The 21,226-nt window shown below is 47.3% G+C and carries 25 protein-coding genes and 1 tRNA gene; 13 read left to right on the top strand and 13 right to left on the bottom strand.

The features are described 5' to 3' along the window. Window positions 1-6: 6 nt before the first annotated feature. The 4 genes from K7B07_RS18880 to K7B07_RS18865 all read right to left on the bottom strand — a co-directional run bounded on the left by K7B07_RS18880 (window position 7) and on the right by K7B07_RS18865 (window position 2,309). The gene (locus tag K7B07_RS18880) at window positions 7-648 is read right to left on the bottom strand and encodes a rhomboid family intramembrane serine protease (RefSeq protein ID WP_223712088.1); all 642 of its coding nucleotides are present in this window, start codon (window positions 646-648) and stop codon (window positions 7-9) included. A gap of 52 nt (window positions 649-700) precedes the next feature. Continuing rightward, window positions 701-1,174, bottom strand: a complete 474-nt coding sequence (locus K7B07_RS18875) for a 23S rRNA (pseudouridine(1915)-N(3))-methyltransferase RlmH (protein WP_223712087.1) — start codon at window positions 1,172-1,174, stop codon at window positions 701-703. 124 nt (window positions 1,175-1,298) lie between these two features. Then, window positions 1,299-1,372, bottom strand: a tRNA-Arg gene (locus K7B07_RS18870). A gap of 130 nt (window positions 1,373-1,502) precedes the next feature. After that, window positions 1,503-2,309: an alpha/beta fold hydrolase gene (locus K7B07_RS18865; RefSeq protein ID WP_223712086.1), complete on the bottom strand. Its 807-nt coding sequence runs from the start codon at window positions 2,307-2,309 to the stop codon at window positions 1,503-1,505. Window positions 2,310-3,105: 796 nt separating this feature from the next. On the opposite strand from K7B07_RS18865, the gene K7B07_RS18860 reads away from it, so the two are divergent. Beyond that, the gene (locus tag K7B07_RS18860) at window positions 3,106-3,951 is read left to right on the top strand and encodes a helix-turn-helix domain-containing protein (protein WP_223712085.1); all 846 of its coding nucleotides are present in this window, start codon (window positions 3,106-3,108) and stop codon (window positions 3,949-3,951) included. 275 nt (window positions 3,952-4,226) lie between these two features. On the opposite strand, the gene K7B07_RS18855 is transcribed toward K7B07_RS18860, so the two are convergent. Continuing rightward, on the bottom strand, window positions 4,227-4,868 hold the full coding sequence (locus tag K7B07_RS18855; RefSeq protein WP_223712084.1) for a hypothetical protein: 642 nt from the start codon (window positions 4,866-4,868) through the stop codon (window positions 4,227-4,229). Between the two features lie 122 nt (window positions 4,869-4,990). On the opposite strand from K7B07_RS18855, the gene K7B07_RS18850 reads away from it, so the two are divergent. Next, window positions 4,991-5,284: a hypothetical protein gene (locus tag K7B07_RS18850; protein WP_223712083.1), complete on the top strand. Its 294-nt coding sequence runs from the start codon at window positions 4,991-4,993 to the stop codon at window positions 5,282-5,284. A 32-nt stretch (window positions 5,285-5,316) separates the two neighbouring features. Beyond that, window positions 5,317-5,787 carry an Hsp20/alpha crystallin family protein gene (locus K7B07_RS18845; RefSeq protein ID WP_223712082.1) on the top strand — a complete coding sequence of 157 codons (471 nt, stop codon included), beginning with the start codon at window positions 5,317-5,319 and terminating at the stop codon, window positions 5,785-5,787. A gap of 113 nt (window positions 5,788-5,900) precedes the next feature. Here K7B07_RS18845 and K7B07_RS18840 read toward each other — a convergent pair whose 3' ends face one another. Beyond that, complete coding sequence (locus K7B07_RS18840; protein ID WP_223712081.1) at window positions 5,901-6,707, bottom strand: META domain-containing protein; 807 nt, start codon at window positions 6,705-6,707, stop codon at window positions 5,901-5,903. 167 nt (window positions 6,708-6,874) lie between these two features. Further along, window positions 6,875-7,228 (bottom strand): single-stranded DNA-binding protein, encoded by a 354-nt coding sequence (locus tag K7B07_RS18835; RefSeq protein ID WP_223712080.1) that lies wholly within the window; start codon window positions 7,226-7,228, stop codon window positions 6,875-6,877. 209 nt (window positions 7,229-7,437) lie between these two features. Between K7B07_RS18835 and K7B07_RS18830 the strand changes: the two genes are divergently transcribed. Beyond that, on the top strand, window positions 7,438-7,815 hold the full coding sequence (locus K7B07_RS18830) for a DUF2116 family Zn-ribbon domain-containing protein (RefSeq protein WP_223712079.1): 378 nt from the start codon (window positions 7,438-7,440) through the stop codon (window positions 7,813-7,815). A gap of 44 nt (window positions 7,816-7,859) precedes the next feature. Here K7B07_RS18830 and K7B07_RS18825 read toward each other — a convergent pair whose 3' ends face one another. The 6 genes from K7B07_RS18825 to K7B07_RS18800 form a co-directional block, all read right to left on the bottom strand. Next, the gene (locus K7B07_RS18825) at window positions 7,860-8,774 is read right to left on the bottom strand and encodes an SMP-30/gluconolactonase/LRE family protein (RefSeq protein ID WP_223712078.1); all 915 of its coding nucleotides are present in this window, start codon (window positions 8,772-8,774) and stop codon (window positions 7,860-7,862) included. A 54-nt stretch (window positions 8,775-8,828) separates the two neighbouring features. Further along, window positions 8,829-9,497, bottom strand: a complete 669-nt coding sequence (locus K7B07_RS18820; RefSeq protein ID WP_223712077.1) for a ferredoxin reductase domain-containing protein — start codon at window positions 9,495-9,497, stop codon at window positions 8,829-8,831. Window positions 9,498-9,597: 100 nt separating this feature from the next. Further along, window positions 9,598-10,512: an alpha/beta hydrolase gene (locus tag K7B07_RS18815; protein WP_223712076.1), complete on the bottom strand. Its 915-nt coding sequence runs from the start codon at window positions 10,510-10,512 to the stop codon at window positions 9,598-9,600. 77 nt (window positions 10,513-10,589) lie between these two features. Then, complete coding sequence (locus K7B07_RS18810; RefSeq protein WP_223712075.1) at window positions 10,590-11,045, bottom strand: DUF4268 domain-containing protein; 456 nt, start codon at window positions 11,043-11,045, stop codon at window positions 10,590-10,592. A 22-nt stretch (window positions 11,046-11,067) separates the two neighbouring features. Then, window positions 11,068-11,817 carry a polyprenol monophosphomannose synthase gene (locus tag K7B07_RS18805; protein ID WP_223712074.1) on the bottom strand — a complete coding sequence of 250 codons (750 nt, stop codon included), beginning with the start codon at window positions 11,815-11,817 and terminating at the stop codon, window positions 11,068-11,070. Between the two features lie 41 nt (window positions 11,818-11,858). Then, window positions 11,859-12,626, bottom strand: coding sequence for a 3'-5' exonuclease (locus K7B07_RS18800; RefSeq protein ID WP_223712073.1), 768 nt, complete (start codon window positions 12,624-12,626; stop codon window positions 11,859-11,861). A gap of 327 nt (window positions 12,627-12,953) precedes the next feature. Between K7B07_RS18800 and hisG the strand changes: the two genes are divergently transcribed. The 9 genes from hisG (at window position 12,954) to K7B07_RS18755 (ending at window position 21,212) form a co-directional block, all read left to right on the top strand. After that, on the top strand, window positions 12,954-13,814 hold the full coding sequence (gene hisG / locus K7B07_RS18795) for an ATP phosphoribosyltransferase (RefSeq protein WP_223712072.1): 861 nt from the start codon (window positions 12,954-12,956) through the stop codon (window positions 13,812-13,814). Between the two features lie 110 nt (window positions 13,815-13,924). Then, on the top strand, window positions 13,925-15,199 hold the full coding sequence (gene hisD, locus K7B07_RS18790; RefSeq protein ID WP_223712071.1) for a histidinol dehydrogenase: 1,275 nt from the start codon (window positions 13,925-13,927) through the stop codon (window positions 15,197-15,199). Window positions 15,200-15,242: 43 nt separating this feature from the next. After that, window positions 15,243-16,328, top strand: coding sequence for a histidinol-phosphate transaminase (hisC, locus tag K7B07_RS18785; RefSeq protein WP_223712070.1), 1,086 nt, complete (start codon window positions 15,243-15,245; stop codon window positions 16,326-16,328). 18 nt (window positions 16,329-16,346) lie between these two features. Then, complete coding sequence (gene hisB / locus K7B07_RS18780; protein ID WP_223712069.1) at window positions 16,347-17,486, top strand: bifunctional histidinol-phosphatase/imidazoleglycerol-phosphate dehydratase HisB; 1,140 nt, start codon at window positions 16,347-16,349, stop codon at window positions 17,484-17,486. A gap of 73 nt (window positions 17,487-17,559) precedes the next feature. Beyond that, on the top strand, window positions 17,560-18,144 hold the full coding sequence (hisH, locus tag K7B07_RS18775; protein ID WP_223712068.1) for an imidazole glycerol phosphate synthase subunit HisH: 585 nt from the start codon (window positions 17,560-17,562) through the stop codon (window positions 18,142-18,144). Continuing rightward, window positions 18,145-18,864 (top strand): 1-(5-phosphoribosyl)-5-[(5-phosphoribosylamino)methylideneamino]imidazole-4-carboxamide isomerase, encoded by a 720-nt coding sequence (gene hisA, locus K7B07_RS18770; RefSeq protein WP_223712067.1) that lies wholly within the window; start codon window positions 18,145-18,147, stop codon window positions 18,862-18,864. A gap of 73 nt (window positions 18,865-18,937) precedes the next feature. Then, a complete protein-coding gene (hisF, locus tag K7B07_RS18765) occupies window positions 18,938-19,693 on the top strand; it encodes an imidazole glycerol phosphate synthase subunit HisF (protein ID WP_223712066.1) in 756 nt (251 codons plus the stop codon). Window positions 19,694-19,755: 62 nt separating this feature from the next. Continuing rightward, the gene (gene hisIE / locus K7B07_RS18760) at window positions 19,756-20,349 is read left to right on the top strand and encodes a bifunctional phosphoribosyl-AMP cyclohydrolase/phosphoribosyl-ATP diphosphatase HisIE (protein WP_223712065.1); all 594 of its coding nucleotides are present in this window, start codon (window positions 19,756-19,758) and stop codon (window positions 20,347-20,349) included. Between the two features lie 206 nt (window positions 20,350-20,555). Then, on the top strand, window positions 20,556-21,212 hold the full coding sequence (locus K7B07_RS18755) for a DUF4294 domain-containing protein (protein WP_223712064.1): 657 nt from the start codon (window positions 20,556-20,558) through the stop codon (window positions 21,210-21,212). Window positions 21,213-21,226 lie beyond the last annotated feature (14 nt).

Raw genomic sequence — 21,226 nt, 5'->3', positions numbered from 1 at the left:
TTACCGCTATCCGCGTATCTGGTTGATAAAATTTTCGAAAACGTTCAGTTGTCCCTTCAGGCTGACAAATACGATAATAAAAACGATACCGAAAATAGCGCCCCATAAGTGTGCACCGTGATTGATGCGGCCTCCGCCCTGGCGATCCAGGTAAGCAGATATGATGAGGTACAATCCGCCAAAGATCCACCCGGGAATATCCACCGGGAAAAAGATAAACCGGATGGGCATTGCCGGGTACAATAAGATGCCGGCAAAGATCACGGAAGAAACAGCACCGGAAGCACCCAGGCTTCTGAAATGATAGTCATCCTTATGTTTGAAATAATCCGGTATGCTGGCGATAATAAGTCCACCGATATACAGGCCCGCAAAGTACAAAGGGGCATCCGCTCCAAAGACACGTTGATCAGGGAAAAAATAGGTTTCCAATGCCATCCCAAAAGAATAGAGTGCGATCATATTAAATGCCAGGTGCATCAGATCGGCATGGATCAGTCCATGCGTAATAAAGCGGTAGTATTGATTGTTCCTGGAAATGGCAGGACCAAAAAAAATAAAATTGTCGATCACTTTTGAATTGCTGAATCCCCAAAGGGAAACGGCTACAGTAATAATGGTAATGATAAGCGTAACGGTAATTTCCATTGGCTAAAAATAGCGACTATTTCTGATTTGCGATGAATGATCCGGCATTTATTCAGGAATGGTGGTATTTTTCATTCCGGATGATGGTACAGGCACGGTACACCTGCTCTGCCAGGATCAGTCGCACCAGCTGATGCGGGAACACCAGCTGGGACAGGCTCCACAAGGTATTGGCCCTCCGCTGTACCGTTTCATCCAATCCGTAAGCGCCCCCGATCAGAAAGATAATGCGCCGAGTGCCGGCATTGGCGCGGCTTTGCAGAAAACCAGCCAGCCCTTCGGAAGTCATCTGCCGGCCGCCTTCGTCGAGTGCTACCAGGTAATCTTCCTTTGCGATCTTTGGCAGGATCACCGTGGCCTCCTTTTTCTTTTGTTCCTGGGCACTGAGATGTGCCGCTTCTTTGGGTACCGGTATCAGCTCCCACTCGAGTTTAAAATAATTTTCGATACGGCCGGAAAACCCTTCCACCCCTTCCTTCACATAGGTATCGTGTTGCTTTCCCAACGCCCAAAAAACGATTTTCATGTAAAACGTGTTTTATAAATGAGGATGCCCGTTAAAAAATTCTACCAGATTTCCCAAGGATCATACCAAATTATCTGCATACAAAAAAAGGAATTACAAAAAAATGTAACTCCTTGATTTTAAGTGACCCCGTCAGGATTCAAACCTGAAACCTTTTGATCCGTAGTCAAATGCTCTATTCAGTTGAGCTACGGGGCCGTTTTGTGGGTGGCAAAGATAGGTTTTTCTTTCATTTCAGCCAAAAGACCTCAAAAAAACTTTACAAACCCGGTACTGGCGGCTTTGCCCGTAAAAAAACAAAGACCCTGCATAGCCAATACCGTAACCGCTACAATCTGTCCAGAAACCGGCAGATAATACCCGCAGCAAGCTCCGGCACCGGACTGCCCGGCTCATTGGTAAGCGCCTCACCGATAAATGAACCATGATTGCCGGGAAGCAGTGCCAGTCGGGCGCCGGGGATCATCCGGCTCATCTGGACAAGATGTTCATTCGTGATCACGTCCTGATCTCCGGCCATCAACAAAGCCGGTGCTTTTATCGACTTCAGCTCTTCCTCCGGCCGGTCGGTAAACGCCAGGCGACGCGCACGGTCTTTATGAAACATGTTCAGCAGACCTGCACTATCGGGATTAACATCCAGGTACGCTTGCTTCAACGCAGCCGGCATGTCATCAAATGTTGCACCTTCCAGTCCCTCGAAAAAACCGGGGATCATTCCGTCTCTTTTATAATTACCGGAAATGACCACGATCTTATTCACCAGGTCCGGATAGCGGATGGCCAGCTCCAATGTGGTACAGGCCCCATCGCTAAACCCGGCAATATTGGCACAGTTAACACCCAAAGATCGCAGCAACCCGGCCACATCCGCTGCGTCCTGTTCAAATGATTCCGGTGTGTCACGGTCGCCCGTTCGCCCATGTGCCTGCAGTTCCATTGCAATGGTTTGATAACGGCCTTCAAACAGTGGCAATAACCTGCCCCAGTTCGATGGAATAGTTGAGCCCCCGCCATGGATCAGTACCAGGGGAATACCCTGGGGATCTCCGGCTGTTTCAACATATATCCGGATCCCGTTTATCTGCACATACCTGCCGTTTCCGTTTTGTTGTACCTGTTGCGCTGTGGTCATTATTTATTATTTGAGATTTATCATGTGCTGAGCAAAACATTGCTGCTGTAAAAATAAATAGCGGGCTGTTGTTGTTAAAGATACAAACACGACAATTATAGCTGCGAAAGCGGCAATATTCCCGGAAAACAGTACCGTCGTCATCTGCCTGTTCTCCGCTACACCCACGCATCGGACAAGGACCGTTTTCCAGCACCTTACTGTCTCCTGTTATTGCCCCCTGCCCTCTTTTTTTTACAGAAATCTTTATAACTGTTATAATATTTCTAACTATCCTCCCGGAGTTAAAAATTATTATACTGAAAGTGGTTACTTTCGTCAACATAGAAAAATCAAAAAAAATCTTGCTGACTCTGCTCCGGGCAGGCTTTCCGTTGCAAAGCTCCCGGACGAAAAGGCCTGATAACTGAATTAATGAACGTGTTAAGACTGTTACGGACTAGTACCTTCTGTTTCATTAAACAGCTAACTAGTAAAGTGTAACAAGTGCAGCATCTTTTTGGGAATGGTCTACTATTGAAAATAACGTTTGGTGAACCATCGCTGCCATAACAGTCCATGACCTGTAAATAACTCTGAGTATTCTTGTTGTCTGAAGTTGGGGCTACCTGAGAGCGCCCGGGGGATCTTATGCATGCCCAACTGGTAACTTACAATAAAGCAAGGAGCTTTCTCCGGGTAAATAGTTCTGGGCATACTGCAAAATGCTTAAGGCTATTGGATCTCTGTTGAAGTCAGTAAGCAGCCCGGCCGCCCGTGGCCCATTCAACTTTGTCGCAACAAACGTATATAAAAAATGAAGTCGAACAATCAGTATCCGCTGGTACGGTTTAATGATCTAAAAACTGATTCAGAGATAAACAATCATGTCATTTACCGGTTGCTGGCGGGTATCAATCATCTCGACCATCCACATACACATGATTTTTTTGTATTTCTGTTATTCGAAGATGGCAGCGGAACGCATACAATCGACTTTTCCGATCACCCTGTACGCCCTTTTCAGATCCACATGCTTTTTCCGCATCAGGTTCACGGTTGGGACCTTGGAATAAATACCCGCTGTCACAAGCTGATCATTTCCCGAAGTCTTTTTGAAACCTTTTCTTCCTCTATACAATTTGCTTTCTCAAGATACAATCGTTATCCGGTGATCGATCTCGACCCGGTCATATTCAAAAAAATCGCTGCAGAGTTTTCGCTTATCTGCAAAGACCTGGACACCATTCCTATGTTCTGGGATGTTATCAGTCTGCGCTGCAGCCTGATCGCAACACTTATCAACCGGCATGTAAAAAGCACGTCTGAGCGCACAGAGTTAAGGGCCAATTCTGTATTGTCCAGGTTTCACCTGCTAATCGAAAAACATTTTCAAAGTCATAAATCAGTATCCTTTTATGCGGAGCAACTGAATGTGACTCCGAACTATCTTACAATTTTATGCAAGAAAAATTTTAAAGAGTCCGCCTTATCGATGATTCAGCAGCGGGTGGTACTTGAAGCAAAACGCCTGATGCATTCTTCCGAGTTATCAATAAAAGAAATCGCATTTGAACTGGGTTTTCAGGAGATCGCGCATTTCTCTTTTTTCTTTAAATCCAAGACAGGGCTCTCCCCCCGCCAGTACAGGACCTGGCTGTAGAGCCTGTTTTCAGGGTATAAAAAAAAGTCCCCCAAAAGGGGGTCTTTTTTTCTGTTTACCTTCTGCTGTAAACAGAACGCCTTCTTAAGTATCAGCATCATTTGTGAGTCTGCTGACCCTGTTACCTATAGCATTCACCATAGTATCCTGCAAATGTAGTGGTGCTGCAATTATCTTAATTACTCTTTTCCTTACAATACTTGCAAAAATCATCACACAAAATTGAAATGGCGGTGACTCCTGCGCCGGCCATATACAAAAACAGTCTACACCTTCTAGCCTTCTGAAGAATCCGGTACCGCAACACTTGTATGCACCTGTGGTTTATAGCCTGCTTTAAAAGTATTTACCGTTGAACGTGGTGTAAGCAAAGTCATGATTTGCTCATCAGCCACCCCGCCTCCGTTTTCATATCCCGAAGAAGTCCATTTATAAAGTCGTTTTTTCCAAAGCAAAAAAGGAACATTATCCAGTAGTATAAAGGTTCCATCCGGCAGAGAGGCCGCTTTTTCTTTAAAGGTAATTTTCGAGCCACGCGGATCCATCCGTTCTTCATGAAGGATAAAATCGATTTGCTGTATTGATGTCCGTTCGGTAAATCCATAACCCGGGTTACCTTTCAGCCAGTATCGTCTGAACCGTATATGATCCTGCCGCCGGCATTCAAAGCAGGGACGGTGTCCGGCAGCAAAAGCGGTAGCCTCATCCAGGAAAAAGAGTTCGGTATACTGCCCTTCCGTCATCACATTCCGTTTTCTTCCCTTGAATTCCAGCAGGCAGATCAGCCATGCTTTTAACCTGAATGGCCGCACAATTTGCTGATGCGCATCATGGATGCATCCCCGATTCCCCATCCATTGCCCCCGCGCTTCTGTACGGATCAGGTGGCCCAGGGGATCAACACGATTCTGTAACATTATGAATTATTTAAGTGATCACAGATGGTTGTCTGTAAAAAAATATGACTTTTCTAAAGTAAAATTTCCTGGTCACCGTCTACTATAGAAACAACAGTTTTAAAATTATAAAAAAAGAAAAAATGAAACACAAATTCTTATTTATTCTTCCGCGTCTGGCAGGGCTTACCTTGTTGGTGGGAGTTGCAGCACTGGTGCTTTTCCTTCTTTTCAAACTACTGATCCTTGCGGTCGTGATTGGCGTAGTGGTTGCCATTGCAGGTAAGATCCTGTCAAAGGCAAGGCAGCGCTGGGCTGCAGAGCACCAGCTGTCCTGGGCGGAACAGCCTCATTTCAAACCACTGAATGGTCCGGCCCCGTTCCAGGCAAATGAAAAAGATCAGCAGGCCGGGCTTGCGATCATACCAATCAGTTAATCTTCATTTTATCAAACACAAAAACAACAACTATGTTTACCAGTCAATCCATTGGTGGCAATACACCACACACAAACTTTGATGCACGTTTCAGACAGCAAGGCTGTTCCTTTGGCAAAAAATTCGGCGGACGTTTTGGGGGCAGGCATCCCTGGATGCACAAACTGCAGCAATTCATGAATGATTCAAGGCCTGCAAATATTGAAGAAACAGATAACACCTTTATCATTTCCCTGTATGCGGCCGGTCTTCAAAAGGAGCAGTTTAAAATTTCCCTGAACGAAGAAGTGCTTACCATCCGGTACGCCGCTCCGGAAGACACTGCAGCATCCCGGTACATTTACCAGGAATACCAGCCCGCTTCATTTGAACGCTCCTTCCAGCTAAGCAATAAGGTGCTGACAAATGAGATCCAGGCAATCTATACCGACGGCGTTTTAAAGGTAACCCTGCAGAAAAACCCGGAGACCAACAAACCCGCACAGGAAGTGCCGATCAGTTAACGGTTATTTCTTTATAGCAGGTGGCTGTTTCAAAACTTTTTGAAGCAGCCACCTTTTTTTATGTTGATGTGAACAAAGTGATCACAAGCCGGCGTATTGCCATACGGCGGTCATCACTTCCGTTCAAAACGCATCACCGCAATATCACCCATGATGAAATGAAGTGTACCATCCACCACATCAAACCGGTTCACTGTTTTTAATGTATTAAAGAACGTAGCTTCACCGGTACCTTCGCATGCCATTTTTGTACTGGCCGGATCCTTGAATTGTATTGAATTACCATCTATAGTGAAAGCAATATTATAATTATTGCAGCTACTGTTCCCGCTTGCACTTGTTTGTGGCAGCTGAAAAGTGATGGTCGGCCGTTTACGGGGATAAAGGCCCTCAAAGGCAATCCTGGGACCGGAGATATAATTCAGTTCCCAGGTACCGTTCAGTGCATTATTTTCTGTTCCTCCCCCGGCATAACGGAAACGCGCAAGTGGCGCCATACGGGCCTTATTCAGCGAAAGCGTATCACCACTTATTGTATAATTATCGGCAGCTTCGAGGGCTTTTGTCAACCCTTGTTCCATCTCCATGTGGTCACAGGCCATCAGGGTGGACATACCCATTTTAAAGCGAACCCTGCCGTTATCCCGCAGCTCGTAAGTTCCCCCCAGGCCATTGCATCCGGCCGATGCGGAAAAACGCTGATCTGCTTCCGCCAGTTGTAAGAACGGTTCTTTATCATTTATTTTATCCTGCACCGGTTTTCCCGCCAGTTCTATCAGCTTCCATTTTTTTTCAGTGATCCTGGGCGCAGCAGCGGTGCTGTCTTCCGGCTGATTGCCCGAAGATGACTGCTTTGGAGAATTGCAGGCCCACAACAGCAATGCGTTGCACAGTAGCGGAAGGAAGAAATGCTTTCTCATGGTAATTGGTTTAAGGAAGTGAAGAATCATAAATACAGCACAAAGATAAATCAATTCTGTTCCCAGAATGACAGGTTTTATAACCGGCATCCGGGCAGGTGTATAAACAAGAAAAGGCCGCCCGTATTGAGGCAGCCTGCCGGTTAGCAACGGCGTTTTTAACAGGTTTAGTCCAGAGCGCCACGATGGCTGCCGGACAGTAGCAATAATTCCTGCACCTGTATTTCGGTAATGTATCTTTTTTGCCCGTTCTTATCATCGTATTGGCGGTTGACCAGTTTTCCCTCTATAGCGATTTCCTTTCCTTTTTCCAGGTACCGCGCAGCTATATCTGCCAGCTTTCCCCAAACAACCAGGTTGTGCCATTGGGTTTCGGTGATCTTTTCTCCTTTTGTGTTCTTATAACTTTCATTGGTGGCGATACTGAAGCGGACCATCCGTCTTCCTGCAGTGGTTGCTTTTACCTCCGGTGCATTGCCCAAATGCCCGATCAGCTGCACTTTGTTTCTTAATGTGTACATGATTGTTGTTTTGTGCCTTGCGGCGATGATCAATGTTTGGAATTCCGGTTGAACCAACAGCGCTATCGGATCAACATCTCAAAAATGCAGCTTTCGAAAAGCGATACCCGGTTTATAAGCGTTTACTTACGTAAGTAAACGCTTATAAGTACTTATAAACACTTATAACGATATTTTTTTGTATATTGTAATGGGAAAATCAACAAAATATGCCAACCGCCAACGTTTCTGAGAAACACTGTCTTTCCTGCCGGAAACCCATAAAAGGGCGATCCGATAAAAAATTCTGCGACGATTTTTGCAGGAACCATTACAATAATTCAATAAAAGACGGACCGGAACAGCTGATCCGGAATATCAATGCAGCACTCCGAAGGAACCGCAGGATCCTTCTACAGCAACTGGATGCTTCCAAAAGAACGATCACCGTAGACCGGGATGATTTACGGCTGGCAGGGTTCCAGTTCAAATACTTTACCGATCAGCACAAGACAGAAAAAGGGAAAACCTATTATTACTGTTATGATTATGGTTATCTGATACTGGAAAACGGCCGGTTTCTTGTGGTAAGAAAACAACGGGATTGATGTTCCGGATTCCGGCAGCGGGATTGATGCTGTATAACTGATCGCTAAAATTTACGGCTGCCTTTTACCTGCATCTGCAGGGTATAAATGCTGGTACCGGCCGTCATAAAAAGCAGGTTGTGGTTTTTACCGCCGAAACAGACATTGGCGGTCCATTTTTCGGGGATCGGAATGTGCGCGATACAGTTTCCTTCAGGATCGAATACCGTAATGCCATTGCCGCTCAGGTACAGGTTCCCCCGGTCATCCAGCGTGATGCCGTCTGCTCCCCGGGGTACAAAAACGGTCTTGTCCGATAAACTGCCATCCTTATTAATGGAAAACCGGTAGGTCTTGTTATCTTTTATATCCGCAACAAACAGCAACCTGCCGTCAGGGGAACCGACGATCCCGTTGGGTTTTACCAGTTCGTCCGAAGCCACAACCGGTTGTCTTGCTCCTTTTGGCAGGTAGTATACCTTCTGCTCCTGAATTTCCTGTCCTGTCCGGGTCCAGTACTTCCGCTGATAATACGGATCCGTAAAATAAATACCTCCTTTAGGATCCAGCCACAGATCGTTGGGGCCATTCAATTTCTTCCCACCTACATCTTTTAAAAGTACTGTTACTTTTTTTCCCGGTGTAATGGACCAGAGCTCGTTCTGTTCATCCGCACAGGCAATAAGATTTCCCCGGGCGTCCATATCCAGGCCATTGGCACGGCCGGCGGCCGAAAGGAATTCGGTGAATGTCCCGTCCAGGTTATAGCGCCATATTTTGTTATTGGGCTGATCCGTAAAGTAAATAGTTCCTTTGCGGTCTGCAACGGGGCCTTCCGTAAAAGAAAACTGTGTACTTATCTTTACAGGAACAGCAGCTTTCTGAATGATACCCAGTGAATCAAACGGGGCATCAGCAACCTGCTGTGCATGCGCCATTTCCGCCACAAAAAGCAGCACTCCAAACAATAAATAGTTCATATTTTTTTATTCCCCGGTCCCGGGCCGGCCTGTATACTACTGATATTCTTTTTATCAAAAACCCTCCTTAACGATCCTTGCCGGATCTACATGCAGCCGGTTCAGCTGTTGCTCCACGGCATCCATCATAGGCGGAGGGCCACACAAATAGATATAGGTCTCCGCTCCGGGCAGCAGGCGTTTCAGCAATGTTTCAGAAATAACACCCTGTTCATAGCCCGGGAGCTGTTCTTCCGAAAGCACATTAATAAACTGCGCTCCCAGGAGTCCGCGCAACTCGGCTTCATGAATAATATCTTTTTTGCCTTTATTGGCAAAGACCAGGCGGTTTGCTCCCACGCGGCCTTCTTTTTTTAATTGCCTCAGAATTGCCAGGAAAGGCGTAATGCCCGCGCCACCTGCGATAAAGACGCCTTCTCCTTTATAAGCGATCTCGCCGAATATATCGTTCAGCAACAATCCGTCCCCTGGTTGCAGCTCCAGTAACTGTGCCGTAACCCCTTTCCGCTCGGGATAGGTCTTTATCGTAAACTCCAGATGACCCTCATCGGGTAACGAGGTAAACGTAAACGGGCGGCCTTCCTCCCGCCACCCATCTTTGTCAATGAACACTTCGGTAGCCTGTCCGGGGCTGTACACCAGGCCCTCCGGCTTATCTACCTGTATACCCAGTACATTATGGGTCACCTGCTCGATCGATCTTATTTTGACGGGATATTTCATGGCAAAAGTTTAAACGGTTGCATAAAAGTTGCACTTCTAAGTTACAACAATTTGCGCATCCCTTACAGATCAGCTGCACCCCCACACACAGACCCATCTTCTAAAGCAGGTGCTGTTGCTGCATCCATTCTTTCAGCGCAGCCATCCAGTTCTGATCCGAGGTTTTGTTATGCATGCCGAACCCGTGACCCCCTTTATCATAGTAAAAGATGCGTGCCTGCACCTTATTGTTCAGCAGGGCATCATAGTATTGCTGACTGTTCTGCCAGGGAACGGTTTTATCATCCTTGGCGTGTACAAGAAAGGCAGGAGGTGTTTTCTTATCCACCTGCAGTTCATTAGAATATTTCTGAATGGTGGCAGCGGCAGGCGTCTTCCCGATAAGCCGCTCCCTGCTCCCCCGGTGCCCCAGGCTGTCGCTGAAGCTGATCACCGGATAGATCAGTACTGAAAAGTCCGGCCGCAGTGAAACCTTCCCCGGATTACTGATCACAACATCCTTGTAGTGGGTAGAAAGCGTGGAGGCCAGATGTCCGCCGGCAGAGAACCCCATGATTCCTACTTTATGCGGGTTTATATCATATTCTTTTGCATGTTCGCGTACCCATTGCATCGCGCGCTCGGCATCCTGTAAAGGCCCTATCGATTTATCCGTCATGGTACGATCGTCCGGTAAACGGTATTTCAGCACAAAAGCAGTTACCCCCCATTCATTAAAGGCTTTGGCCACATCCACGCCTTCATGACTGATGGCGAGGATCGAATACCCCCCTCCGGGACATATGACCACAGCCGGCCCGTTCTTCTGCTTTCCCGCTGCCGGCTGGTATACGGTAATGGTAGGAACCGATACGTTATTGATACGGGTGATACCATCTGTCCCGGTTACCGACTGCTCCAGGTTCTCCGCCTGCCTGCTGTTCGGAACTGACTGGTACAAGGGAAATATTTCCTGTGCATGTGTTGTTGTACTCATCATAAAAAATGCAGCTAAACCAATCGTTAATCGTTTCATATGTATTCTTTAAAAATTGATGTCATCACATATATCTGATTAAAAACCAAATCAATATCATTTTTTTTATCTAAATATTATTCTTCAAAATAATCCCTTGCAACAGACCAGAAAGCATCGAGCGCGGTTAAGTGTTGTTTGAAAAAGGAAATGATCTCCGGCCAATCCTTCCTGTCAAAAATAGTAACATTTTCCAGCTGAATCAGGATCCTTGATAAGGGCAGTCCTGTTTCATCATATACTTCCCGCTGCCATTGCCATACCTCCGGCATCATATCATTGAAGACCGGTTTTAAAGAAACCAGCTTTTCAAATGCAGCGCTTCTTTCTTCGGTATCGGAGTGGGTGAGTTCGATGGCAATGGTTGCAGCTTTTTTTGTTACATCCGTTCTGAAATAAATGCTCTTAACACCGGTTTTATAATTGATCCAGTTGATCTTCCGGCCTTCCGCATTCAGTACCGGTTTCAGGTAGGTACCCAATGAGGTCCAGAATTCCTTTTTTATCAGCGCTGCCTCATTTTTACTATACATACCGCTTACAATCTTAAGGCATTCAATTATTTGAAACCCTGTTTCTGTAATTTTTAAACAGACTTTGCCACCGCAGGTTCAGTACTCCCAGGATACCTTCTTTTAAGATCCCCTTACTCATTTTCGACTGGCCTTCTGTACGGTCCTGGAAAATGATCGGCACCTCTTTGATCTTAAAGCCCAGCTTCCAAGTGGCATATTTCATTTCGATCTGGAAGGCATATCCTACAAAACTGATGTTATCAAAATTGATCGCCCGCAGCACTTTTGCGGTATAGCACATAAAACCGGCCGTAGGGTCTTTTACCGGCATCCAGGTGATGATGCGTGTGTACAATGATCCTCCTTTGGAAATGAATACCCGGTCTGCCGGCCAGTTCACAATGCCGCCACCTTTTACATACCGGCTCCCGATCGCCAGGTCGGCACCCGCAACGCATGCCTGGTGCAGCCGGATCAGGTCATTCGGGTTATGGGAAAAATCAGCATCCATTTCAAATATGAATGCATAACCCCGGGCCAGGCCCCATTTAAACCCATGTATATAGGCGGTCCCCAGCCCCAGTTTCCCCCTCCGTTCTTCCAGGAAGAGCCGGCCTTCATATTGCTCCTGCAGGGTTTTAACAATAGCAGCTGTTCCATCCGGTGATCCGTCGTCCACTATAAGCACATGAAAATCACCTTCCAGGTCCATAACGGCCTTTATGATCCTGGCGACGTTCTCCTTTTCATTGTAAGTGGGTATAATGACTACTTTATCCACTGTATCCATTCATTCAGTAAATAACGCTTCTTGATTAAAGAGCTTAGCGTTTAATTTTTTTTCAGCTTGCTGCGCGTAAAGATCTCAGTCAGCTTCTGTTTGGTATGTTGCGGAAAGTCGCCCTTCATCATCCAGTCGTAATACTGGGGTTCGGCCCTTAACACATCCGCAACTGCTTTTCCTTTGTATTTCCCGAAATTGAAAACCTCCACGCCGTTGTCCATAATAAAGCGACGTGCAAAATCCACAATAACTTCTTCACCGATGGCTTTATTGATAGATTCTATTGTAACTCCCAGTTCCGGATAACGCGTGATCTGCGCCAGCAATACCTCATGTGTGGCAGAAGCATCCGCTTCGGCCGAATGGGCTCCCTCCAGTATCTTATCGCAATAAAAACGATAAGCAGCTGAAAGGGTGCGCTGTTCCATTTTATGAAAAATATTCTGTACATCCACCAGCTTACGGCCCCGCATATCAAAATCAACACCCACCCGTAAAAATTCTTCAACCAGCAGTGGTACGTCAAAACGATTGGAATTATACCCCGCCAGGTCGCAGCCATCCAGTACCTGTTTCAGTTCCTGGGCTACCTGTGCAAAGGTCGGTGCGTCCTTCACCATCTCATCGGTGATCCCGTGTATATCGGAATTGGCCTGAGGGATTGGCATTTCCGGATTGATCAGTTTTCTTTTGACATTCCGCGTTCCATCCGGCAAAATTTTTACAATGGCGATTTCTACGATCCGGTCGGTGCCCAGGTTCACACCTGTGGTTTCCAGGTCAATAAAAGCAAGGGGCTTGGTAAGTTGTAACATGTATCCTTTTTAAAACTTTAAAGATAGGGCATTTTCCCCTGTAGGTGCGATTCTCCGCTCAAAAATTTCTATCAAAAAAATGGGAAATCATAAAATTCGTATATATTTGCACCGCAAAGAAACAAAGCGGTTTGTTTTGAATGTATGCAAAACCAATACAGCAGTGTTTCTCCGGCAACAACAACGAGAACAGTACGAATGAAAGTTTTAGCACATATCCATCATCATGTAACAGACTTACCCGTGTAGGCCCGGTGGTGATATGTATCAATTTATAGAAAAAGGCTTACAAATTTTGTAAGCCTTTTTTATTTAAAAAATAAAAACATGCAGGAAAAATTAAGAATTGCGGTCCAGAAATCAGGCCGGCTCAGCGAAGATTCCCTAAAGCTCTTGAAAGAATGCGGTATCGGTGTGCCCAACGGTAACAATCAGTTAAAGATCAATGCAGAAAATTTTGAAGCCGAGATCTTATTCCTCCGGGACGATGATATCCCTGAATACGTGCAGGATGGCGTGGCCGATATCGGGTTTGTAGGCGAAAATGTGGTACTGGAGAAAAACAAGGCCACGGACATTGTGGAGCGGCTGGGATATGGCAAATGCCGTCTTTCCATTGCCCTGCCAAAGACCCGGAAGAAATTGGCGATAAAGGATCTCGACGGCATGAAGATCGCCACCAGCTACCCGTTCATCTTAAATAAATGGCTCCGCCAGAATAAACTAAAAGCCGATATCCATGTCATCAGCGGATCGGTCGAGATCGCTCCGCGCATCGGGCTTGCAGATGCCATCTGCGACCTGGTAAGCTCCGGCAGCACCCTGTTCAGCAATGAGCTTTACGAATTTGAGACCATCCTGAAATCAGAAGCTGTTCTTATTTCCGGTAAGAAACTGAGCCCCGCCCGCAAAGAGCTGCTGGACAAATTATTGTTCCGGATCCGTTCGGTACGGAAAGCAAAATTCAATAAATATGTTATGCTGAACGCGCCTAATAAAAGTATTGAAAAGATCTGCGCCTACCTGCCCGGCATCAACAGCCCTACCATTGTGCCGCTGGCCAAAAAAGACTGGAGTTCCATTCATTCTGTTATCAGTGAATCCGATTTCTGGAATGTGATCGAGAACCTGAAAGCTGCAGGTGCCGAAGGGATCCTGATCATCCCGATCGAGAAAATGATTGAATAAGCTTTGAATGGTGGCAAGGGAAAGTAAAAAGGGAAAAAGAATGAAGTATTAAATATATTTCAGCCGGTTCTTTGCATCTCACTTCTCAACGCAACATAAAACCACAAACAGTGAAACTTTATAAATATCCTCATCGCGACCTCTGGTCAGAAATCTGCGCACGGCCGGTCCAGGACGACAGGAAGATCATTCCGGCGGTGACCGGCATATTGTCTGCGGTGCAAAAACAGGGCGATGCTGCGCTCCGCAGCTTTAGCAGGAAATTTGATGGTGTCGAGCTCGGGTCCATCGAAATGACCGCCACAGAAATAAAGGCGGCCGCCCAACAACTCTCTCCGCAGCTAAAAGCGGCATTGAAGCAGGCAAAAAATAATATCGAAGCCTTTCATCGCTCCCAGAAAGAAGCGTCAAAAAAGATCACCCCGATGCAGGGCATCACCTGCTGGCGCGAAAGCAGGCCGATAGAGAAGATTGGTCTTTACATCCCGGGAGGATCCGCTCCCTTGTTCTCCACGGTACTGATGCTGGGGCTTCCCGCCCGCATCGCCGGATGTAAAGAGGTGGTGCTGTGTACTCCCTGCAACAAAGAACAACAGGTACACCCGGCCATCCGCTACGCCGCTGCCTTATGCGGTATTCAAAAAATATTCAAGATCGGAGGCGCGCAGGCCATCGCCGCCATGGCCTATGGCACGGAAAGCGTACCGCAGGTCTTCAAGATCTTCGGACCGGGCAACCAGTATGTGACCACGGCCAAACAGCTGGTGCAGAACCGGGTAGCCATCGATATGCCCGCCGGGCCATCCGAAGTACTGGTGATCGCAGACGGAACAGCGGATCCCCACTTTGTGGCAGCCGACCTGCTGGCGCAGGCAGAGCACGGTCCGGATTCCCAGGTGGTCTGCATTACAACGCAGGCCCGTATGGTAAAAAAGATCGAAGCAGCGGTAGCAGCCCAGCTGAAGGTATTGCCCCGGAAAGACATTGCCGCAAAAGCGCTGGAGCACTCGCGCATCGTGGTGACAAAAAACCTCAATGAAGCAATTGCGCTATCCAATTTCTATGCCCCGGAGCACCTGATCCTGGCCTGCAAAACCGGCAACGCGTTATTAAAAAGCATCACGGCAGCCGGGTCGGTCTTTATCGGCAATCATTCACCGGAAAGCGTGGGCGACTATGCCAGCGGTACCAATCACACATTGCCGACCAACGGCTATGCAACAGCATACAGCGGTGTATCGCTGGACAGTTTCTATAAAAAGATCACCTTCCAGCAACTTACGGCAAAGGGGTTAAAAACTATTGCCGCCACCGTAACCACGATGGCGGAGGCCGAGGGGCTGCAGGCCCACAGCAATGCCGTCAAAATAAGAATGACGAAATAACTGGCGGCCATCAGCCATCAGCAATAAGAAACAAGAAAGCAATATGGAGTTTAATTTAGACTATTTGGTACGGGAGAACATCAGGAACCTTGCCCCCTACTCCACCGCCCGTCACGAGTTCAGCGGTGCGGCCAGCGTGATGCTGGATGCCAATGAAAATGCGATCGGTTCGCCGGTGACGCTCGACATCAACGAACAGCACGAACTGCTCAACCGCTATCCCGACCCGGTGCAAACAAAACTGAAAAACCGCATCAGCGAAATCAAAGGCCTTCCGGTTGAGAACATCTTTACCGGTAATGGCAGCGATGAGGCCATCGATGTATTGATCCGCATTTTTTGTGAGCCGGGCTTCGATAACATCATCACCCTGCCGCCCACCTATGGCATGTACAGTGTTGCGGCTGCCATCAACAATGTAAAAGTAAAAGAAGTCCCCCTGAACGCCGACTTCCAGATGGATATACAGGCCATTGCCGATGCCGTGGATGAATATACCAAAATCATTTTCATTTGTTCGCCGAACAATCCCAGCGGCAACAGCATTATCCGCCAGGACATCGAGGTGATCCTGAATAATTTTGACGGCATAGTAGTGGTGGACGAAGCCTATATTAATTATGCCCGCCAGAAAACGCTTTCGCTTCAGCTGGCCGATCACCCCAACCTGGTAGTGCTGCAAACCCTTTCCAAAGCATGGGGACTGGCCGCATTGCGCCTGGGATTGGCATTTGCCGGGAAGGAGATCATCCGGTTAATGAACAACGTAAAGTATCCCTACAATATTAATATTGCCACGCAGGAACTCGCCTTGCAGGGATTACAGAACATCGACAAAGTAAATGCCTGGATCCGCGATTGCATTGAGCAGCGCAGCTGGCTGGAAAATGAATTGAACCAGTTACCTTGCACACAAAAAATATATCCCTCGGATGCCAACTTTTTACTGGTGAAAATGACGGGCGCCGATGCTATTTTTAAATACCTGCAACAAAATGGGATCATCGTGCGTAACCGCAGCAGTGTTCCGGGATGTGCAGACTGCCTTCGGATCACCGTTGGCACCGAAAACGAGAATCGTATTTTAATTGATACCTTAAAGGCCTATGAAGTTTTAAAAACCTCATAAGTCTGCAAACAAACAAGAATGAAAAAAGTATTATTCATAGACCGGGACGGAACATTGATTTACGAAGCGCCCCCCACTTACCAGCTGGATTCTATCGATAAGGTAACCTTTTATCCCGGGATGTTCACCTGGCTGGGAAAGATCGCAAAGGAAATGGATTTTGAACTGGTGATGGTCACCAACCAGGATGGCCTGGGCACGGAACAATTTCCCGAAGCGACCTTCTGGCCTACCCAGCACCTGGTCATGCGCAACCTGGAGGCAGATGGCATCCGGTTCAGCGAAGTATTCATTGATAAAACCTATCCGGAAGAAAATGCACCCACCCGCAAACCAGGCACCGGTATGCTTACAAAATACATCAGCAACCCGGATTATGATCTTGCCGGCTCCTATGTGATCGGTGACCGGATCACTGACATTCAGCTCGCAAAGAACCTGGGTTGTAAAGGGATCTGGCTGGCGCAGGATGAGGCGCTCGGCGCAGCAGAGATCTCTGATACGGTAAAGGACCTGGAATCCACCATTGCGTTGAAGACCACGAGCTGGCAGGACATTTATGCGCTGCTGCAGCTCAAGACCCGTGTGGTGGAACATGAACGCAATACTAACGAAACAAAAATAAAGATCAGCATCAACCTGGATGGTACAGGGCAATGTTCCATTAACACCGGACTGGGCTTTTTTGATCATATGCTCCATCAGCTGGGCCGGCATAGCGGTATGGACCTTGGTATTGTCACCAACGGCGATCTGCATATCGACGAACACCATACCATCGAAGACACGGCGATTGCGCTGGGGGAAGCGCTGGGACTTGCATTGGGCAATAAGGCCGGCATTGAACGTTATGGATTCTGTCTTCCGATGGATGATGCCCTGGTGCAGGTGGCGCTGGATTTTGGCGGCCGTCCCTGGCTGGTATGGGATGCCTCGTTCAAACGGGAACGGATCGGCGAAATGCCCACCGAAATGTTCTATCACTTTTTCAAATCGCTGAGCGACGCGGCAAAAATGAATCTGAACATAAAGGCGGAGGGCGAGAACGAGCATCATAAAATTGAGGCCATTTTTAAAGCGCTGGCAAAGGCCGTTAAAATGGCGATAAAACGAACCCCGGGCAATGACCAGCTGCCCAGCACCAAAGGAATGTTGTAATGCTGTTCAAGGCTGAACTTAAAACCTTATACAGCAAACTTTAAGCCTTGAACTTTAGAACCTGAAACAAAAAATGGACACTGTTATCATAAAATACAACGCCGGTAATATTCAATCGGTATTATTTGCGCTTGAGCGGATTGGTGTGGCGGCAACCGTTACCGACGATCCGGAAGCCATCCGTTCGGCGGATAAGCTCATCTTCCCCGGGGTAGGCGAAGCCAGCACCGCGATGAGCTATCTGAAGGAACGGAAACTGGACCAGCTGATCCGGGAAGCCCGTCAGCCGTTGCTGGGGATTTGTCTGGGGATGCAGTTGCTGTGTGCGCATAGTGAAGAGAACGATACTCCCTGCCTGGGGATCTTCGATGTGGCAGTGAAAAAATTCATCAGTTCCGATCTGAAGATCCCGCAGATGGGCTGGAACCGCATCAGCACAATAGAAAATCCGTTATTTAAAAATATTCCGGAGGATGCATGGTGCTATTTTGTACATAGCTATTATGCCGTGGTAAACCCTGCCACCATTGCTACTACGCGTTATGCTACTGATTTTAGCAGTGCCATTCACCGGGATAATTTTTATGGGGTGCAGTTCCACCCGGAAAAAAGCGCGGAGGCAGGAGAACAAATTTTAAAAAATTTTTTAGCAGTATAAATGGAAATCATACCCGCAATAGACATCATTGAAGGAAAGGCCGTACGATTAAGTAAAGGCGATTACAACCAGAAAAAAGTGTACAATGAACACCCGCTGGAAGTGGCGGCGCAGTTTGAAGATGCCGGTCTCAAACGCCTTCACCTGGTAGACCTCGACGGCGCAAAAGCAGGCGCTGTGCGAAACTGGAAGGTACTGGAGACCATTGCCGGAAAGACAAAGCTCACCATCGATTTCAGCGGAGGCATCTCCAGCGAAAAGGATGTCCGGATCACTTTTGACTCCGGGGCAGCTTATGCGGCCATCGGCAGCATGGCCGTTAAGAAGCCGGTGGTATTCCAGGATTGGCTGACCGCCTTTGGTGTGGAGCGGTTCATACTGGGCGCAGATGTACTGGATGAAAAAATAATGATCAAAGGCTGGACGGAAGCCACCGATATCAACATCCTGAATTTCCTGAAACATTACCGGACAAAAGGTATTCAGCAATTCTTCTGTACCGATATCAGCAGGGACGGTCTTCTGCAGGGCAGCTCCAATGATCTTTATAAAAAAATACTGGATGAAGTAAATGACCTGAAACTGATCGCCAGTGGTGGTGTCAGCAGCGTACAGGACCTGGAAACCTTACAGGCCATCGGCTGCCATGGAGCTATTGTAGGAAAGGCGATTTATGAAAACAGGATCAGCTTAAAGGAACTGGCGCAATTCAGTGATTAATTATTTCCGGGACCGGTCTTATTGCCGGAGATCTCAACTCTCAATTCTCAAATCTAAACTCTCGCCCCCAATCATGCTCGCAAAAAGAATCATACCCTGCCTCGACATAAAAGACGGACGTACGGTAAAAGGCACCAACTTCATACAGTTAAGAGATGCCGGAGATCCCGTGGAACTGGCCATGCGTTATTGTACGGAAGGAGCCGATGAACTGGTGTTTCTCGACATTACGGCAACCGTTGATAAACGAAAGACCTTATCAGAACTGGTGCGTAAAATTGCCACACACATCAATATTCCCTTCACCGTTGGTGGCGGTATCAATACCGTGGAAGACGTATCTGTTCTCATGGAAAATGGTGCCGATAAGATTTCCGTTAATACATCAGCGGTAAGGAACCCGCAGCTCGTAAGCGACCTCGCCCGGAACTTCGGCAGTCAGTGTGTGGTGGTGGCTATCGATATAAAATTATTTGATGGCGTCTGGAAAGTGGTCACCCACGGCGGAAGAAATGCGACGGATCTGATCGCCACAGAATGGGCCAAAACGGTAACCGGCCTCGGCGCGGGTGAGATCCTCCTCACCTCGATGGAAAACGATGGCACAAAGAACGGATTTGCGATCGATATTACCCGGGAGATCAGCCAGGCCCTGCCGATACCCGTTATTGCTTCCGGAGGAGCCGGTACCATGCCGCATTTTAAGGAGGTATTTGAAGAAGGCGCTGCAGACGCCGCACTGGCCGCCAGTATTTTTCATTTCCGCGAGATCGGGATCGGTACACTAAAAAATTATTTACGGGAAAACGACATCCCCGTCCGGCTGTAACATTCATCGGACCAGTTTTGCTTATCTTTTCACAACAACTTTTCACTATAAACTTTTCACTAATGACCCCCGATTTTTCAAAATACACCGATGGGCTGATGCCAACGATCATCCAGGATGCTTCCACGAAGCAGGTATTAATGCTGGGATTTATGAACGCCGCAGCACTGGAAAAAACCCGGCAGGAAGGAAAGGTAACCTTCTATTCCCGCAGTAAGCAACGGCTGTGGACCAAAGGTGAAACCTCCGCCAACTTTCTCCTGGTAAAGGAGATCCTGGTAGATTGTGATGCAGACACCCTGCTTATCAAGGCCGATCCGCAGGGTCCTACCTGCCATACAGGCACCATCAGCTGTTTTGGTACGGCGAATGATGTTTTTTCGCTGCAGGTGCTGGAGAATATTATCCGGGACAGAAAAAACAACCCCACGGAAAAATCCTATACCGCATCACTTTTTGCAAAAGGCATCAATAAGATCGCACAAAAAGTAGGTGAAGAAGCCGTGGAGATCGTGATCGAGGCCAAGGATGATAACCGTGAATTGTTCCTGGGAGAAGCCGCCGATCTGATGTTCCACTACCTGGTATTATTACAGGTAAAGGGATACGGATTAGAGGATGTGCTGGAAGTACTGGAGGCAAGACATAAAAAATGAGACCGGAGAATTGAGATCCGGGATCGAAATTTACCTTTCAGCCATGAAATAACTCTTTCTCAATGCGACTGCATAAATTAAGTAAATATTAACAAGTAAAATAACAACTGTTACCGGTTACTTTACGAAGTTCAGTGTACCAATATTAAATTTGTGTATTGAATAAGCGCTATCGATACCTGGTTATACTAGCAGTATCCTTGTTAATGCCATTTGCTTTTGAGATCACTGCACTTGCGCAGACAACAGATACGGTACGCATTCCCCCGATGCCTTCCATGCAGGAGATCATGAAGGACTGGGGGCCGCGGGATTCTACAAAGATCGCTGCGATCTGGTACGGCACGGATTACAATTCATTTAAGATGATGCCCTATGCCGAAGAGGAGAATATCTGGATCTCGAAGCTCCCGCCTGCACAACTGGAAAAGGTAAAAAAAGAATGGAGCCGGCTGCGGAACGCCGTCTATGTATGTTACCCTTACGCCAGGATCGCCGGTGCTACCATCAACCAGATCAGCCAGCAGCTACAGGAAGTTAAAGATAAAAAAGCCCGTAAAGCCATTATCAAATCCCGCGAAAAGGAGTTAAAAAAACAGTTTTCCGACCCCCTTTCCAACCTCTCCGTATACCAGGGCAAAGTGTTGATGAAACTGATCTACCGCCAGACCGGCGATGATTGCTATGAGATCATCAAAGAGTATAAAGGTGGAGTGAACGCACGTGTGTACCAGACAGTTGCCTTTTTTTATGGCAGTAACCTGAAACAGGACTATGATATCCGGAATGATCAGTTCGACCGCCAGATCGAGGATTTTGTACAGGAGATCAATGCCACCTGGTATAATAATCCTTACCGTTAACTCCCGCGCCGTGT

Origin of the sequence: Niabella beijingensis (genome assembly GCF_020034665.1) — a bacterium.
In the GTDB taxonomy this organism is placed as follows: domain Bacteria; phylum Bacteroidota; class Bacteroidia; order Chitinophagales; family Chitinophagaceae; genus Niabella; species Niabella beijingensis.
The sequence above is the reverse complement of the archived record's forward strand: the minus strand, read 5'-3'. Positions and strand labels throughout refer to the sequence as shown.

Coding starts and splice junctions, on each gene's coding strand:
- K7B07_RS18880 (WP_223712088.1), bottom strand. CDS start 648: ATGGAAATTACCGTTACGCTTATCATTACCATTATTACTGTAGCCGTT.
- K7B07_RS18875 (WP_223712087.1), bottom strand. CDS start 1,174: ATGAAAATCGTTTTTTGGGCGTTGGGAAAGCAACACGATACCTATGTG.
- K7B07_RS18865 (WP_223712086.1), bottom strand. CDS start 2,309: ATGACCACAGCGCAACAGGTACAACAAAACGGAAACGGCAGGTATGTG.
- K7B07_RS18860 (WP_223712085.1), top strand. CDS start 3,106: ATGAAGTCGAACAATCAGTATCCGCTGGTACGGTTTAATGATCTAAAA.
- K7B07_RS18855 (WP_223712084.1), bottom strand. CDS start 4,868: ATGTTACAGAATCGTGTTGATCCCCTGGGCCACCTGATCCGTACAGAA.
- K7B07_RS18850 (WP_223712083.1), top strand. CDS start 4,991: ATGAAACACAAATTCTTATTTATTCTTCCGCGTCTGGCAGGGCTTACC.
- K7B07_RS18845 (WP_223712082.1), top strand. CDS start 5,317: ATGTTTACCAGTCAATCCATTGGTGGCAATACACCACACACAAACTTT.
- K7B07_RS18840 (WP_223712081.1), bottom strand. CDS start 6,707: ATGAGAAAGCATTTCTTCCTTCCGCTACTGTGCAACGCATTGCTGTTG.
- K7B07_RS18835 (WP_223712080.1), bottom strand. CDS start 7,228: ATGTACACATTAAGAAACAAAGTGCAGCTGATCGGGCATTTGGGCAAT.
- K7B07_RS18830 (WP_223712079.1), top strand. CDS start 7,438: ATGCCAACCGCCAACGTTTCTGAGAAACACTGTCTTTCCTGCCGGAAA.
- K7B07_RS18825 (WP_223712078.1), bottom strand. CDS start 8,774: ATGAACTATTTATTGTTTGGAGTGCTGCTTTTTGTGGCGGAAATGGCG.
- K7B07_RS18820 (WP_223712077.1), bottom strand. CDS start 9,497: ATGAAATATCCCGTCAAAATAAGATCGATCGAGCAGGTGACCCATAAT.
- K7B07_RS18815 (WP_223712076.1), bottom strand. CDS start 10,512: ATGAAACGATTAACGATTGGTTTAGCTGCATTTTTTATGATGAGTACA.
- K7B07_RS18810 (WP_223712075.1), bottom strand. CDS start 11,045: ATGTATAGTAAAAATGAGGCAGCGCTGATAAAAAAGGAATTCTGGACC.
- K7B07_RS18805 (WP_223712074.1), bottom strand. CDS start 11,817: ATGGATACAGTGGATAAAGTAGTCATTATACCCACTTACAATGAAAAG.
- K7B07_RS18800 (WP_223712073.1), bottom strand. CDS start 12,626: ATGTTACAACTTACCAAGCCCCTTGCTTTTATTGACCTGGAAACCACA.
- hisG (WP_223712072.1), top strand. CDS start 12,954: ATGCAGGAAAAATTAAGAATTGCGGTCCAGAAATCAGGCCGGCTCAGC.
- hisC (WP_223712070.1), top strand. CDS start 15,243: ATGGAGTTTAATTTAGACTATTTGGTACGGGAGAACATCAGGAACCTT.
- hisB (WP_223712069.1), top strand. CDS start 16,347: ATGAAAAAAGTATTATTCATAGACCGGGACGGAACATTGATTTACGAA.
- hisH (WP_223712068.1), top strand. CDS start 17,560: ATGGACACTGTTATCATAAAATACAACGCCGGTAATATTCAATCGGTA.
- hisA (WP_223712067.1), top strand. CDS start 18,145: ATGGAAATCATACCCGCAATAGACATCATTGAAGGAAAGGCCGTACGA.
- hisF (WP_223712066.1), top strand. CDS start 18,938: ATGCTCGCAAAAAGAATCATACCCTGCCTCGACATAAAAGACGGACGT.
- hisIE (WP_223712065.1), top strand. CDS start 19,756: ATGACCCCCGATTTTTCAAAATACACCGATGGGCTGATGCCAACGATC.
- K7B07_RS18755 (WP_223712064.1), top strand. CDS start 20,556: ATGCCATTTGCTTTTGAGATCACTGCACTTGCGCAGACAACAGATACG.